This is a genomic window from Curtobacterium sp. MCPF17_011, from assembly GCF_003234145.1.
GTDB lineage: Bacteria > Actinomycetota > Actinomycetes > Actinomycetales > Microbacteriaceae > Curtobacterium.
The window spans coordinates 1-14410 of the sequence record NZ_QKSK01000005.1 but is presented as its reverse complement, the minus strand read 5'-3'; the positions used below and the strand labels follow the sequence as shown (position 1 = coordinate 14410).

Sequence of the window (14410 nt, the reverse complement as noted above, 5' to 3'; positions counted from 1 at the left end):
GACCGGTCCGTCACCAGTGACGGTAGCGGTCCGGTGCCAGGTCCCAGGGGTCCTTGTCGATGAGCTCCGCGACGGCGCGGAACACCGCGGTCTCGACGACGATCCGCCGGTCCACGTCGTCCTTCTCGGGGCTGTGCGTGACCCGCTCGACCGGGATCCGGAAGACGGTCACGCGACGGGCGTCCCGGTCGATGCGCCATCGGGGGAGTTCGTCGGGCAGGCCGGTGTCGGTCGGCATGTCCGCGACCTGGAACACCACGCCCGTCAGTTCCTCCGGCCACAGTCCGACCAGGTAGTGCGCGGTGTCGCCGACGACGCGGTCGAAGGCCTCGGCCCGGGTGATCACCGGGGCCAGTTCCGGCCCGGTCACGCTCGACCGGTGGCCGCGACCGTGGCGGGAACGACCGCGTGCACGGTCGACCGGGGTGACGATCCTGGGCTTGCGGCGCATCCCGCCATCGTACGCGGCAGGACCACGCGCGGGCTCCCCGGGGCGCGGCCGGTAGGGTCGACTCCGGTATGGACGTACGGATCTGCAGCAAGGTCGCCTGTGGCGCGGGCGCCTCGGCGACCCTGACGTACGACTACGCCGACTCGATGGTCGTCGTCGGGCCGCTCTCCGGGCGCGTCGAACCGCACGGGTACGACCTCTGCGCACGGCACGCCGCGACGCTGCGGGTCCCGCAGGGATGGCGCGTGATCCGGCGTGACCCGCCGCCCCGCACACCTGAGCGTCACCCGTCCTGACGGGAGGCGCGCCTCGCTCCCTCCTGCACCGTCAGCCGTCCCCGTGGGTCTGTCCACGGGCGTCACGCGACACCGTCCTGGTCGGCGGTGCGTGGGAGACTGAGCGGCATGCCGACCGACACCCGCGCCGCCGTCCCGTTCCGCGTCGCCGACCTCACGCTCGCCGAGGCCGGCCGCCACCAGATCCGACTCGCCGAGAACGAGATGCCCGGCCTGATGGCGCTCCGGGACGAGTTCCGCGCCGCGCAACCGCTCGCCGGGGCGCGCATCGCCGGCTCGCTGCACATGACCGTGCAGACCGCCGTCCTCATCGAGACGCTGGTCGCCCTCGGCGCGCAGGTCCGCTGGGCCAGCTGCAACATCTTCTCCACGCAGGACGAAGCCGCGGCCGCGGTCGCCGTCGGCCCGACCGGCACGGTCGACGCCCCCGCCGGCGTCCCGGTGTTCGCGTGGAAGGGCGAGACCCTCGACGAGTACTGGTGGTGCACGAACCAGGTCTTCGACTGGAGCGCCGAGGCAGCCGAGGCCGGGGCCGACTCCGAGCCCGTCTCCTGGCGTGGCCCGAACCTGGTCCTCGACGACGGTGGCGACGCGACCATGCTCGTGCACACCGGCGCGGACGCGGAAGCCGCCGGCCGGGTCCCGGACGCCGGCCCCGACGCAAGCGCCGAGTGGGAGATCGTGCTGGCCACGGTCGCGTCCTCGCTCGAGCAGTCCGGCGACCGCTGGACCCGGATCGCCGCGGACATCGAGGGCGTCACCGAGGAGACCACCACCGGCGTCCACCGCCTGTACGAGCTGGCGCGCGCCGGCGGGCTGCGGTTCCCGGCGATCAACGTCAACGACTCGGTCACCAAGTCGAAGTTCGACAACAAGTACGGCATCCGCCACTCGCTGCCGGACGGCCTGAACCGGGCCACCGACGTCCTGATCGGCGGCAAGGTCGCGTTCGTCGTCGGCTACGGCGACGTCGGCAAGGGCGCGGCCGAGGCGCTCCGCGGCCAGGGCGCCCGCGTCATCGTCAGCGAGGTCGACCCGATCTGCGCGCTCCAGGCGGCGATGGACGGGTACCAGGTCGCCCGTCTGCAGGACGTCGCGGCCCAGGTGGACATCGTCGTCACCTGCACCGGCAACCTCGGGGTGGTCGGCGTGGACGACATGCTCGCGCTGAAGCACCTGGCGATCGTGGCGAACGTCGGGCACTTCGACAACGAGATCGACATGACCGGCCTCGAGTCGATGCCCGGCGCCGAGAAGGTCGAGATCAAGCCGCAGGTGCACGAGTGGCGTCTGCCCAACGGCCGCTCGATCCTGGTGCTCAGCGAAGGCCGCCTGATGAACCTCGGCAACGCCACCGGTCACCCGTCCTTCGTGATGAGCAACTCGTTCACGAACCAGGTGCTCGCGCAGATCGAACTGCACACCCGGCTCGAGCAGTACCCGGTCGGCGTCCACGTGCTGCCGAAGCACCTCGACGAGAAGGTCGCCCGGCTGCACCTGGAGGCCCTCGGGGTCCGGCTCACCGAACTCCGGCCGGAGCAGGCGGCGTACATCGGCGTCCCGGTCGAGGGCCCGTACAAGTCGGAGCAGTACCGCTACTGAGCCCTGGTGCCGGGGCAGCGTCCGTCGGGGTCCTCAGCGCGGGAAGCCCGGCGGACGCGCCCCCGCGAGCGTGCTCGCCCGCTCGAGGGTGCGCGCCCGGCCGGTGAACGCCCGCAGGTCACGCGCTCGGCGCAGTGCGACCACCCCGGCCAGGAACTCCTCGGCCGGGACCGGCGGCACCGGCTGCGCGTACTCGGCGACCTCGGCCGCCAGGGAACGCGCCACCTCGGCGCGGAGTCCGGTCTGCACCGAGGCCACACCCCGGAAGAACGCTGCGATCCGGTTCTCGAGCCGTTGCGGCAGCCGACGGACGTCCGCGACACCCGCCCACCCGATGAGCGACGGCGGCAGCGTCACGACCGGGTCGACCGACCGGCGCAGTCGCTCGTGCTGCACGACGGTACCCGCGAGCAGGTCGCCCAGGCGTCGAGGGCGGGAGCCGAACAACGCGACGACCAGGGCGAGGGAGCCCACCGTGAGCCAGAGTTCCAGCAGCCCGACGAGGGCTCGGGTGAACGCGTGCCGGAACGACACCGCGCCGCCGTCGACCCGGACCACCCGGGTCCCGAGGGCGTACCGACCGACGCTCCGGCCCCGGGTGACGGTCTCGACGGCCGCCGGGACGAGCACGAAGACGACGACCACCACGACGATCTGCGCCGCGGCCGACCAGCCGCTGTCGACACCGGTCGGCCAGACCCGGGACATGCCGATGAGCAGCATCACGAGGAGCACCGCGAGGCACACCGCGTCGAGCAGTGCGCCGGCTCCCCGCAGGACGATGCTCGCCGGCACGACGTCGAGCGCGACGGCCTCACCGACGACGAGCGCGTCATCGGTGTCGTCCAGGGCGCGGACGAAGCGGCGGTCCGCGAGGTCCCGGGGCGTGGCGCGCTTCGACATGGGATCATTCTGTCGGAACAGGACCACGAGCGGTCGTGGACCCGGAGCGTGGCTCCGACCAGCACGAGGGGGAGCGCATGGACCTGGACGCCTACTCCGAGGCGCATCGCGCTCGGTGGGACGAGCTCGACCGGCTCGCCCGACGCCCCCCCACCTCGGGTGACGACGTCGATCGCATGCTCACCGACTACCGAGCGGCCGCGACGGACCTCGCCCGCATCCGGCAGGTGTCACCGCGCTCCGCGACCGGTGACCGGCTCTCGCTGACCCTCCACCGAGCCCGCCTGCGGTTCACGGGGACGCCGGTCGACCCCGTCACCGCCGTCGTCCGGTTCTTCGCCCTCCAGCTGCCCGCCGCGCTGTACCGGATCCGGTGGGTCACGATCTGGGTCGCGGTCGCCACGATCGTCATCGCCAGCGTCACGGCCGTGTGGATCACGTCGACGCCGGGCGCGGTCGACACGTTCGGGACGGACTCGGCACTCCGGCAGTACGCCACCCAGGACTTCGTCGACTACTACTCCGACCACGGTCTCGGGGCCTTCACCGCGCAGGTGTGGACGAACAACGCGTACATCGCCGCGAGCATGGTGGCGTTCGGCATCACCGGACTGTTCGTGCCGTACTCGATCGTGCAGAACGCGATGAGTCTCGGTGTCTCGGCGTCGATCATGCACTCGCAGGGTCGGCTCGGGGACTTCTTCCTCTACATCGCCCCGCACGGACAGCTCGAGCTCTACTCGATCTTCCTGGCGGGTGGGGCCGGGCTGATGATCGCGTGGTCGTGGATCGCCCCGGGACACCGGACCCGCGCGCAGGCGCTGGCCGAGGACGGTCGAGCGCTCATCACGGTCGCGATCGGCCTCGTGCTCACCCTGCTCATGTCCGGCATCGTCGAGGGGACCGTCACGCGGCAGGACTGGGCGTGGCCGGTGAAGATCGGCATCGGCACGGTGGCGCTCGCCCTGGTCCTCGGCTACCAGTGGGTCGTCGGCGGGCGAGCACACCGCGCGGGGGAGCGCGGCGACGTCGACGAGTTCGACCGCGGAGCCACCGAGATCGTCGCCGGCTGACCCAGCGCGACCGCCCCGGTGTCGCAGCGTCTCGGTGTCGCAGCGTCCCGGTGTCGCAACGTCTCGGACGGGCCGGTCAGAGCCTCCCGGCCGCCTTCGCGCGCAGGTAGGCGTCGGCCGTCCGCGGCGGGACCTCCTCGGGCAGTCCTCGGACCACCTCGGCACCGGCCCGGCGGGCGACGTCGGCGACCCCGTCGGCGTCGAGCAGCGACCGTTCCGCGGCGGCCCGCCGGTACACGTCCGCGTGTCCGGGTCCTGGTCGGAGCCCGGCCGCGGACCCGGCGCCGGACAGGAGGCCCGGCGTGCGGCCCCGGCTGCCGTCGGCGACCGCCATCCGCGCCACCGCGGGGTCCTCGACGCTCGTCACGACCACCGCGTGCCGACGCGCGAGCACGGGCAGGACCGTGAGCAGGTCACCGGAGGCACCCACGGAGTCGAGGCTGGTCGCGAGCACCACGAGCGCGCGCTGCGTGGTCACGGCGTCGACGATCCCGGGCACCGCGGCCCAGTCGGTCGGCCGGAGCTCGGGTTCGGCCAGGGCGAGGGTCTCGCCGAACCGCTGCACCACGTCCGAGCGGGTCGCGCTGAGGACCCGTCCGCGCACGGCGTCGTCGAGCACGACGAGATCGACCCGGTCCCCGGCGGCCGCTGCGAGGGCGCCGACGAGGAGCGCCGTCTCGATCGCGGTGTCCAGGCGGGGCTCGTCGTCGACCCGCCCGGCACCGGCGCGTCCGGCGTCGACGACCACGACGACACGGCGGTCGCGCTCGGGTCGCCAGGTGCGGACGACCAGGTCCTGGCGGCGCGCGGTGGCACGCCAGTCGATCGACCGGACGTCGTCGCCGCGCACGTAGTCGCGGAGCGAGTCGAACTCGGTGCCGTGACCACGGAGTTGCAGCGTGGTCTCGCCGTCGAGTTCGCGGAGCCGGGCGAGCCGGGACGGCAGGTGTCGGCGTGACCGGAACGGCGGGGTGACGACGAGTTCGGCCGGGGCGGGGACGACGCGTTGCCGGGCGACGAGGCCGAGCGGCCCGGAGGCCCGGATCGCGATGCCGGTGGTGGTCCGCCGTCCCCGCCGGAACGGGGTGAAGCGCATCTGTGCGGTGCGTCGTTCACCGGCCGGCACCGTCAGTCGCACGCGTCGCGGCTCCTGGCCGGCGGAGGGCTCCCACATGTCCCGGACCAGGCCGCGCAGGACCCGTCGGCCGTCGTTGGCGAGGACGAGCGTGCCATCGGCACCGGCGTCCCGACGGGCCAGCCGCGGCATCCGCCGTTCGATCCTGACCTGGCGCAGGTCCGCTGCGAGCAGCAGGTCGACGGCACTCGCGACGACCAGCAACCCGATCCACGCCGACGCACCCCACCCGCTGCCGAGCAGCACCGTGGGGACGACGGCGACCGCCAGGAGCGCGACGAACCGGCCGGAGAGCGCCACTAGATCGGTACCCGGACCTGTTCGAGGACCTGCTGGAGCACCCCGTCCGCGTCGACGCCCTCGAGTTCGGCGTCGGCGGCGATCCGGAGGCGGTGCCGCCACACGGGCAGCAGCATCGCCTGGACGTGGTCGGGCGTGATGGCGTCGTAGCCGGTCAGCCAGGCCCACGCCTTCGCCGCGGCGAGCAGGGCCGTGGAACCGCGGGGGCTGACGCCGATGCGGACGGACGGCGCCTGGCGGGTGGCACGGGCCAGGTCCACGACGTACGCGAGCACGTCGTCACGGGCGCCGACCGCCCGGACAGCGCGCTGTGCGGCCCGGACCTCCTCGACGCCGACCACGGGCACGATCCCCGCCGAGCGGACGTCGCGCGGCACGAACCCGTCGGCGTGCCGTCGGAGGACCTGCCACTCGACCTCGCGCGGCGGCAGGTCGAGCGTCAGCTTCATGAGGAACCGGTCGAGCTGCGCCTCGGGGAGCGTGTAGGTGCCCTCGAACTCGATGGGGTTCATCGTCGCCGCGACGAAGAACGGGTCGGGCAGCATCCGGGCTGCGCCGTCGACGCTGACCTGCCGTTCCTCCATCGCCTCGAGCAGCGCGGACTGCGTCTTCGGCGGCGTCCGGTTCACCTCGTCGGCGAGCAGCACGTTGGTGAACACCGGTCCTTCCCGGAACGGGAACGTGCCTGTCGAGGCGTCGTACACCAGCGAGCCGGTGACGTCCCCGGGCATCAGGTCGGGTGTGAACTGGATGCGCTTGGTGTCGAGTGACATCGCGGCGGCCAGGCTCCGGACGAGCAGGGTCTTCGCGACCCCCGGGACGCCCTCGAGCAGCACGTGGCCCTGGGCGAGCAGGCCGACGATCATGCCGGAGACGGCGCCCTCCTGCCCGACGACGGCCTTGCCGACCTCGGCGCGGACGCGGGCGACCGCCTCGCGGAGCGGATCGGTGCCAGGGGTCGGTCCGGCGGAGCGCCCGGAGGGCGTGGTGATGGGCAGGTCGGTCACGATCGTCCTCCTGGTCGTGTGCGGGTGGTCGCCGTCGTCGGTCCGGCGGGCGACCCGGTCGGTCCGGTCGGTCGCGTCGGCAGCTCGTCCGGGGCAGGCCGGGAGGCCCGTCCCACGTCCCCGGAGCGCGCCCGGTCGACCGCGTGCTCGAGTTCGTCCAGGGCAGCTGCTCCCTCGACGAGGGCCCGGTCGTCGTCGGTGGTCCCACCGACGAGCACGGCACCGACCTCGGCGGCGGACCGTCCCGTCACTGCGGCGGCCCGCCGGACGACCTCGTCGACGTGCGCCGACCGGGGCAGTCCGAGACTCCGTCCGATCCGCCGGAGTGCCGCGAGCCGGAGGGTGTCGAGCGCGTGGGTCCGGTCGCGGACGCGGGCGTAGAGCCGCGCGCGCCCCTCGGTGGTCTCGGCGGCACGCACCACGACGGGCAGGCGTTCGACGACCAGGGGGCCGAGCCGACGCCCACGCCAGGACGCGGCGGCGACGGCGACCAGCCCGAGGACGGCGAGGGTACTCGGCACCCAGGGCGGTGCGAGGTCGCCGAGGGACGGCGCGGCATCGGTGCCGTCCGGGGTGGGGACGTACCAGACCAGGCGGTCACCGCTGCCGAGCAGCCCGAGCGCGAGGGCGGCGTTGCCCGCGCGGGTGACGGTGTCGTTGCGGAGGACACCGGTCGTGCCGAGCACCGTGACCCGGCCGTCCTCCGTGTCGGCGCGCAGGAGCCCCCAGCGGGTGTCGGCGCCGGAGCCGGACGGGGCGCAGCGCTGCACGTCGGCATCGTCCGTGTCGTAGGTCGCACCGACGACGGTGACGGAACCCGCGGCCCGCGCGGCCGGGATCGGGCAGGTCGTCGTCGCCGCCACGCGGGTCGACGAGGTGCTGCCGGCCGGACGTGCGTCCACGCCGAACGACTCGAGGACCCCGGGGTCGCCCGTCACGAGGACCACATCGTCGACGGTCCGCGCGAGGCGCCGGGCGACACCTCGGTCGAGCACGCCGGCGGAGTCGTCGACCAGGACCGTGGCACCCGTCCCGACCTCGACGGCGTCCGCGCCGTGGACCACGTCGACCGTGGTGCCCTGCTGTCCGAGGACCTCGACCAACGCGCGCGAACCGCTCGCCGAGGTGGAGGTCGGGTCGAGCGGGACGTCCCGCTGGCGGTCGTCCCGGCCGACCGCGGCGGTCAGGGCAGCGAGCAGGAGGCCGACGACGACGACCGCGACCCAGGTGACGATCCGGACGCCGCGGTCCGAGGGACCCGGCCCCCCGGAACCCGTGGCGGACGTGGTCGTGTCCCGACCCGACGGGCCCACCGGCGCCGACGTCGTCACGGCGCTCATGCCGGGACCGCCGGTCGGTCCGCGGGGAGGGGCCGGGCCTGTCGGACGGCGCGTTCGGTCTCGAGCACGCGACGTGCGGCGGACTCGTCGGCTTCGACCCCCAGGTAGCGGACGGCGTCGAACGCGTCGGAGGCACCGCGCAGCAGGTCAGCGAGCTGCGGGAAGGGCACCGTGGCGCGGTCGGCGATGGCTCGGGCGGTCGCTCCGGGCACCACGACGACCAGGTCCCGTTCGCCGAGACCGCGGGCGAGGGCGCGGTAGCCCTCGAGGACCGCGGTCGCCCAGTCGCCGGAGCGGAAGGCGTCGTCCGCGGCTGCGGAAAGGGCCCGCGCGGACCGGAGGTCGTCGTCGTCGAAGACACCGCCGAGGGCACCCGGACGGACACGCGCACGGCGGTGGGGGAGACCCCGGGTGACGACGACCAGGACGACCACGGCGACGAGCACGACGATCGCGATGACGAGCAGGGTGCGCCCGAACCCGGTGGAGCCGACGCCGTCCGGGGCGAGCGAACCGAGCCAGTCGAGGAACGACCGCGAAGCCCGGTCCCACCAGGTCTCCTGTGCGCCCTGGTAGTCACGGTGGGCGAGCTCGCGCTCGAGCAGTCGGCGTGCCTCCCCGGGACCGGGGGTGCTCACCCGCGGCCGTCCTGCGGGTCGTGCTGGTCGTGCTGGTCCGGCCGCTCCGGGGCCCAGGGCTGGTGCGGCGGCCAGGGCTGCTGCGGCTGTTGCTGCGGCCAGCCCTGCTGCTGCGGTGCCCACGGCTGCTGCGGTGCCCACTGCTGCTGCGGCGACCAGGGAGCGCCCGGCGCCCAGGACGGCCGCGCCACCGGTGCGTGCGGTGCGAACGGGTCCGCGGGCTGACCGGTGTCCATGTGGGAAGCGATCCGCTGGTCGAGCGCCTCGGTGCGGATGCGTCGGTCGATCGCCAGGAAGGTCACGATGGAGGCGCTCAGGACGTCCGTCACACACTGCACCGCGATCACGAGCAGGCTGCCGACGACCAGGGCCACGACCCCGCCGGCCGAGGGTGCCGCACCGGTCGCCGCGGTCTGTCCGAGCGGGTCGAAGACGCCGGAGAACAGGGTGAGCCCGATGGTGAGCGGGATGCTGGCGATGCTCGCAGCGACGCCGAGCACGACCTGCACGAGCAGCAGGACGCCGAACGTACGCCAGAACGCGCCGCGGGTGAGTCGCCACGACTGCCCTGCGGCAGAGAAGACGCTGCGACCCTCCAGCGCGATCGTCGGCACCGTGAAGGCGAAGCGGGTGACCAGGAAGGCGATGAGCACCAGGAAACCGAGGACCATCAGGAACACCACCAGCACGAACCAGCCCGCCGAGCTGTCCCCGGCGGCCAGGGCGGCGACGAACGCGATCACGACGACGACGAAGACGACGGCGACCACGATCCCGGCGGCGAGCTGCAGCAGGATCCACCCGATGACCGACCCGCGACGACCGGCGAGCAGGGACCACAGTCCGCGGAACGTCCCGCGCCGTCCGAGCACCCGCTGCCCGGTGTCGACCGCGACCGGGGCGACCAGGAACCCGCGTGCCAGGTAGCTGAGGAACGGCAGGCCGATCGACAGCACCGCGTACAGGGTCACGGTCCCGGCGATGATGCTGTCCGCGTCCCCACCACCGCCGCCGTCGACCGCGGAGAGGAGCCGGCTCTGCAGGACCCGCTGACCGACCGCCGACCCGAGGGTGGCCAAGAGCCCGAGGACCCCGGAGAGCAGGACGGCCCAGAGCAGCAGCACGCGCGCGTTGCGGCGGAAGACCGTGAAGGCACCGGCCAGCACGTCGCCCAGACCGAGCGGCCGCAGCGGGATCACCGGACGGGACGCCGGCGGCAGTGGAGCCGGCCCGCCGGTGCGGGGAGCGGACGTGCCGGGTGAGGGCGTGCCTCCTGGCTGGCCGGACGCGACCCACGGCGTCGGCTGCTGCTGCGGGCCGTTCGACCCGTGCTGCGGCTGGTCCGTCCCCGGGACCTGCCATCCGTCGTCGACCATCGACCTGCCCCCTCGCCTGGCCGCTGCCGGAACGCGCGACCGTGCCCATCCTGTCGGAAAACCTGCGGTGACGGGGCCTCGGCTATCGTGAGCGGAGAGTACCCGTCCCTGGGTGCCCCACCCTGCCCTCCGGAGTCCGCATCCCATGACACCGCGCATCCTCGTCGTCGACGACGACCAGGCCCTCGCCGAGATGATCGGCATCGTCCTCCGCTCGGAGGGCTACGAGCCCGACTTCAGCGCGGACGGCAACGACGCCGTCGAGGCCTTCCACGCCACGAAGCCGGACCTCGTGCTGCTCGACGTCATGCTGCCGGGCATCGACGGCATCGAGGTGTGCCGTCGCATCCGGGCCGAGAGCGGCACGCCGATCATCATGCTCACCGCCAAGGGCGACACCGCGGACGTCGTCGCAGGACTCGAGAACGGCGCCGACGACTACGTCGTTAAGCCCTTCAACCCGAAGGAGCTCGTCGCCCGGATCCGGACCCGTCTGCGGCCGACCGCCACCGACGCGACCGTCCTGCACGTCGGCGACCTGGTCGTCGACGTCCCCGGGCACGAGGTGCGCCGCGGTGACGCGGCCATCGCCCTCACGCCGCTCGAGTTCGACCTGCTCCGTGCGCTCGCCGAGAAGCCCAGCCAGGTGTTCACCCGGGAAATGCTCCTCGAACAGGTCTGGGGCTACCACTACAAGGCGGACACCCGCCTGGTGAACGTGCACGTGCAGCGCCTCCGCGCCAAGATCGAGCACGACCCGGACAACCCCCGCATCGTGACCACCGTCCGCGGGGTCGGGTACCGGGCCGGCGCGCAGAGCTGACGGGCGTGTCGTCCTCGTCGGCCCCGGCCCCGGCCCCAGCGCCGTTCCGCCGAGTGCGCCGGCGGGTCCGCACCTGGCTCCGCCGGATCTGGCGCGGGATCGCGTACCTCTGGCGTCGTTCGCTGATGGTCCGCTCGGCCGCGATCACGGTGGCGACCACGGGACTCGCCGTCGCCGTGATCGGCACCGCCGTCATGGTGAGCATCTCGAACAACGTGTACGCGCAGCGCCGCGACCAGATCGAGGCCGAGTCGGCGCGGGCGACCATCGTGGCGCAGAACATCTTCGACGCGGCCACCGCGGCCGAGGACAACAACCAGACCGAACTCGAGTCGCTGCAGAGCGAGGCGCAGAACGCGATCCTCTCGAACACCACCAGTCCGGGCGGGACGAGCATCGCGATCGAGCGCACACCCGGAGCCCGGACACCGCAGATCCTGCAGAACGTCGCCAGCACCGGGTTCCCGGACTCCGTGATCACGGACGACCTGCGGAAACGGGTGGCCGCCGACACCGGTGAGCTCAGTCTGCAACCCGTCCGGCTGGAGGGGCCGGACGGCCGCGGACCGGGGCTCGCCGTCGGGTCCACACTGCAGATCCCGAGCGCCGGCCAGTACGAGCTGTACATCGTGTACGACCTGTCCGACGCGCAGCAGACGCTGGACTTCGTGTCCCAGACCCTCTCGATCGGCGGTGTCGCCCTCATCGTGCTCATCGCGCTGGTCACCTCGCTCGTGGTGCGCCTGGTCGTCGTCCCCATCCGCGGCGCTGCCGAGACCAGCCGCAAGATCGCCGCCGGCCGTCTCGATGAGCGCATCCCGGTCCGGGGCGAGGACGACATCGCCACCCTCGCCCGGAGCTTCAACGACATGGCCGACGCCGTCAGCCGCCAAATCACCCAGCTGGCCGAGCTCTCGCGCGTCCAGCAGCGGTTCGTGTCCGACGTCTCCCACGAGCTCCGGACGCCCCTCACCACGATCCGCCTCGCCGGGGACCTGCTCTTCGACGCCCGGCACGCGTTCGAGCCCTCCGTCGCCCGGTCCGCGGAACTGCTGCACGCCCAGGTCGACCGGTTCGAACTGCTGCTCGCGGACCTGCTCGAGATCTCCCGGTACGACGCCCAGGCCGTCGAACTCGAGACCGAGCCCGTCGTCCCGGCGGCGCTCGCGGCCGACATCGTCGAGGAGTTCCGCCCCCTGGCTGACCGCGCCGGCATCGAGCTGCGCCTGGCCACCCCGGGCGGACACACCACCATGCAGCTCGACGCCCGCCGGATCCGCCGGGTGCTCCGGAACCTCGTCGGCAACGCCATCGAGCACGGTGACGGCCGACCCGTCGACCTCGTGGTCGACAGCGACTCCCGCTCCGTCGCCATCGCGGTTCGCGACCGTGGCGTCGGGATGCCGGCCGAGGACACCGCCCGGGTGTTCGACCGCTTCTGGCGTGCCGACCCCAGCCGCAAGCGCACCATCGGCGGCACCGGACTCGGGCTCGCCATCAGCCTCGGCGACGCCCAGCTGCACGGCGGCCGCATCGACGTGTGGTCACGACCGGGCGAGGGTTCCGCGTTCGTGCTCACCCTGCCGCGTCGGAGCAGCGAGACCCCGCCGACGTCGGCGATCCCGCTGCCCGCGCTCGACGAGTCCTACGCGGGACCGACCGGAACGGAGGACCCGGCATGACCCGGACGGACCGACCGACCCACCGTGCGCGCCTCCGGCTGGTGCTCACCGCCGCGCTCGCCGCCGTGACGCTGCTCGGCGCGACCGCCTGCGCCGCCATCCCGACCGGTGGCCCCGTGCGCTCCGGCCAGTCGATCACCGACGAGTCGCCCACCGGCGGCGTCGACTACCGTCCCACCGGCCCCGAGGACGGGGCGAACCAGACCGACCTGCTGACACAGTTCATCGACGCCGCCACCGGTGCGCAGAACGACTACGCCGTCGCCCGCGAGTTCCTCAGCAGCGGCTTCTCGCAGAAGTGGAACCCGCGGCAGGGCGTCACCATCCGGCAGGGCGACGGCCAGGTCGAACGCGTCGGCGACCAGGAACTCACCTACACGCTCACCGCGAGTGCCTCGGTGGACGCCGACGGCGAGTACACCCAGGCGGTCCGCCCGACGTCCTCGACGCTGACGTTCCAGTTCGTCCGCGAGGACGGCCAGTGGCGCATCGCCTACGCCCCCGACGGCATCATCCTGTCGCCCGTCAACTTCACCTCGGTGTTCCAGCCGCACGCGCTGTACTTCTACGACCCCACCTACCGGTTCCTCGTCCCCGACGAGCGCTGGTTCCTGGCCCGCTCCTCCACCAGCACACGCATCGTGAGCGCCCTGCTCGCCGGGCCCGCAGAGTGGCTCGAGGGCTCGGTCGTCTCGTCGTTCCCAGAGGGGACGCAGCTCTCCCTGAACGCCGTCACGATCGAGAGCGGCAGCGCGCAGGTCGACCTGTCGAGCGAGGCGCTCCGGGCGAACACGGTCGAGAAGGTCCGGATGCGCGAACAGCTCACCGACTCGCTCTCCTCGGTCGCCACGATCTCCTCGGTCGACCTCACCGTCGAGGGCGTCGCCCTGCCCCTGCCCGACTCCAGCGGCACGAGTGCCCAGCGGAACCCCGACGTCGACGCTCGACCCCTCGTCGTCCAGGACCGCGTCGCCGGGTACGCCACACCGGGCACCGGGGACGTCACCGCGCTCGGCGGCGGACTGAGCGACCGGATCGCCGGACTCGACCCGAACTCGCTCGCCCTCTCCGCATCCGGCACGTCCGCAGCCGTCGGCAACGACGACGGTGTGTTCGTGGTCCGGTCCGGCAAGGACCCGCTGCGCATCGACACCCGCGAGGACCTCGTGCCACCGAGCATCGACGACCAAGGCTTCGTCTGGGTCGCGCAGCGGTCGGACACCCGGTCGATCACGGCGTACGGGCTGGGCGGTGACCCGCACACCGTCGCCTCGACCCTCCCCGAGGGCAGGCTGGTGTCGTTCCAGGTGTCCCGTGACTCGACGCGAGCCCTGGCACTCCTCGACACCGACGACGGTGCCGCGCTCTACGTCGTCGCCATCACGCGCGGCTCCGACCGTGCGCCGACCTCGCTCGGCCCGCCCGTCCGCGTGCAGGCCGCCGACGGTGACCCCGTCGGAGCCGCCTGGGTCGACGAGCTCGACGTCGCCTCGGTCGGACGCACGACGGCCGGCTCGAGCATCGTCCGCACCACCGTCGGCGGGCAGTGGGACACCCTCGCGAAGCCGGACGGTCGCGCGACGGCGATCGCCGGGGGGAGCGGCAACGCGCTGCTGCTCCGGATGTCCGACGGGTCGGTGCTGCAGTCGACCGGCGCGGGGTGGGACACCACCGGCGTCGAGGCGTCGGTGCTCGGCGTGCAGCGCTGACCGGGGCCCTCCCTCCACATCCGGGCCGGACGGGAGGCCCGTCCACATTCCGCCCCGCCGGCCCACCCCCGACGG

The 14410-nt window shown here is 73.3% G+C and carries 13 protein-coding genes; 6 read left to right on the top strand and 7 right to left on the bottom strand.

What is annotated here, in order from left to right:
• Positions 1 to 10: 10 nt before the first annotated feature.
• A complete protein-coding gene (locus DEJ25_RS07475; protein WP_110904720.1) occupies positions 11 to 451 on the bottom strand; it encodes a metallopeptidase family protein in 441 nt (146 codons plus the stop codon).
• A gap of 68 nt (positions 452 to 519) precedes the next feature.
• On the opposite strand from DEJ25_RS07475, the gene DEJ25_RS07470 reads away from it, so the two are divergent.
• Positions 520 to 747, top strand: a complete 228-nt coding sequence (locus tag DEJ25_RS07470; protein ID WP_110904719.1) for a DUF3499 family protein — start codon at positions 520 to 522, stop codon at positions 745 to 747.
• Between the two features lie 108 nt (positions 748 to 855).
• Positions 856 to 2349 carry an adenosylhomocysteinase gene (gene ahcY / locus DEJ25_RS07465; protein ID WP_111044300.1) on the top strand — a complete coding sequence of 498 codons (1494 nt, stop codon included), beginning with the start codon at positions 856 to 858 and terminating at the stop codon, positions 2347 to 2349.
• A gap of 33 nt (positions 2350 to 2382) precedes the next feature.
• Here ahcY and DEJ25_RS07460 read toward each other — a convergent pair whose 3' ends face one another.
• Entirely contained in the window at positions 2383 to 3252 is an 870-nt protein-coding gene (locus tag DEJ25_RS07460; RefSeq protein ID WP_111044299.1) for an RDD family protein, read from the bottom strand.
• Positions 3253 to 3287: 35 nt separating this feature from the next.
• On the opposite strand from DEJ25_RS07460, the gene DEJ25_RS07455 reads away from it, so the two are divergent.
• The gene (locus DEJ25_RS07455) at positions 3288 to 4325 is read left to right on the top strand and encodes a stage II sporulation protein M (protein ID WP_375334547.1); all 1038 of its coding nucleotides are present in this window, start codon (positions 3288 to 3290) and stop codon (positions 4323 to 4325) included.
• Positions 4326 to 4401: 76 nt separating this feature from the next.
• Here the strand turns inward: DEJ25_RS07455 and DEJ25_RS07450 are convergent, their stop codons facing one another.
• Genes DEJ25_RS07450 through DEJ25_RS07430 form a run of 5 tightly spaced genes read right to left on the bottom strand, consistent with a single transcriptional unit; the run spans position 4402 to position 10121 of the window.
• A complete protein-coding gene (locus DEJ25_RS07450; RefSeq protein WP_111044298.1) occupies positions 4402 to 5760 on the bottom strand; it encodes a DUF58 domain-containing protein in 1359 nt (452 codons plus the stop codon).
• A complete protein-coding gene (locus tag DEJ25_RS07445) occupies positions 5760 to 6767 on the bottom strand; it encodes an AAA family ATPase (protein ID WP_375334546.1) in 1008 nt (335 codons plus the stop codon). Before DEJ25_RS07445 ends, DEJ25_RS07450 begins: the two co-directional genes overlap by 1 nt.
• Complete coding sequence (locus DEJ25_RS07440; protein WP_111044297.1) at positions 6764 to 8107, bottom strand: DUF4350 domain-containing protein; 1344 nt, start codon at positions 8105 to 8107, stop codon at positions 6764 to 6766. The genes DEJ25_RS07445 and DEJ25_RS07440 overlap by 4 nt, the downstream gene beginning before the upstream one ends.
• Positions 8104 to 8745 (bottom strand): DUF4129 domain-containing protein, encoded by a 642-nt coding sequence (locus DEJ25_RS16630; RefSeq protein ID WP_111044296.1) that lies wholly within the window; start codon positions 8743 to 8745, stop codon positions 8104 to 8106. The genes DEJ25_RS07440 and DEJ25_RS16630 overlap by 4 nt, the downstream gene beginning before the upstream one ends.
• Positions 8742 to 10121: a glycerophosphoryl diester phosphodiesterase membrane domain-containing protein gene (locus DEJ25_RS07430; protein ID WP_146240631.1), complete on the bottom strand. Its 1380-nt coding sequence runs from the start codon at positions 10119 to 10121 to the stop codon at positions 8742 to 8744. The genes DEJ25_RS16630 and DEJ25_RS07430 overlap by 4 nt, the downstream gene beginning before the upstream one ends.
• A gap of 145 nt (positions 10122 to 10266) precedes the next feature.
• On the opposite strand from DEJ25_RS07430, the gene mtrA reads away from it, so the two are divergent.
• From mtrA to DEJ25_RS07415, 3 genes are read left to right on the top strand one after another with little or no spacing between them, the layout of a single operon-like run.
• Positions 10267 to 10944 carry an MtrAB system response regulator MtrA gene (mtrA, locus tag DEJ25_RS07425; protein WP_110904734.1) on the top strand — a complete coding sequence of 226 codons (678 nt, stop codon included), beginning with the start codon at positions 10267 to 10269 and terminating at the stop codon, positions 10942 to 10944.
• A gap of 5 nt (positions 10945 to 10949) precedes the next feature.
• The gene (mtrB, locus tag DEJ25_RS07420) at positions 10950 to 12626 is read left to right on the top strand and encodes an MtrAB system histidine kinase MtrB (protein ID WP_258366444.1); all 1677 of its coding nucleotides are present in this window, start codon (positions 10950 to 10952) and stop codon (positions 12624 to 12626) included.
• Positions 12623 to 14335, top strand: coding sequence for an LpqB family beta-propeller domain-containing protein (locus DEJ25_RS07415; protein ID WP_111044293.1), 1713 nt, complete (start codon positions 12623 to 12625; stop codon positions 14333 to 14335). The genes mtrB and DEJ25_RS07415 overlap by 4 nt, the downstream gene beginning before the upstream one ends.
• Positions 14336 to 14410 lie beyond the last annotated feature (75 nt).

What these genes read in the sequence shown, in the direction of transcription:
- DEJ25_RS07475 (WP_110904720.1), bottom strand. Translation starts at nt 451, where the DNA reads ATGCGCCGCAAGCCCAGGATCGTCACCCCGGTCGACCGTGCACGCGGT.
- DEJ25_RS07470 (WP_110904719.1), top strand. Translation starts at nt 520, where the DNA reads ATGGACGTACGGATCTGCAGCAAGGTCGCCTGTGGCGCGGGCGCCTCG.
- ahcY (WP_111044300.1), top strand. Translation starts at nt 856, where the DNA reads ATGCCGACCGACACCCGCGCCGCCGTCCCGTTCCGCGTCGCCGACCTC.
- DEJ25_RS07460 (WP_111044299.1), bottom strand. Translation starts at nt 3,252, where the DNA reads ATGTCGAAGCGCGCCACGCCCCGGGACCTCGCGGACCGCCGCTTCGTC.
- DEJ25_RS07440 (WP_111044297.1), bottom strand. Translation starts at nt 8,107, where the DNA reads ATGAGCGCCGTGACGACGTCGGCGCCGGTGGGCCCGTCGGGTCGGGAC.
- DEJ25_RS07430 (WP_146240631.1), bottom strand. Translation starts at nt 10,121, where the DNA reads ATGGTCGACGACGGATGGCAGGTCCCGGGGACGGACCAGCCGCAGCAC.
- mtrA (WP_110904734.1), top strand. Translation starts at nt 10,267, where the DNA reads ATGACACCGCGCATCCTCGTCGTCGACGACGACCAGGCCCTCGCCGAG.
- DEJ25_RS07415 (WP_111044293.1), top strand. Translation starts at nt 12,623, where the DNA reads ATGACCCGGACGGACCGACCGACCCACCGTGCGCGCCTCCGGCTGGTG.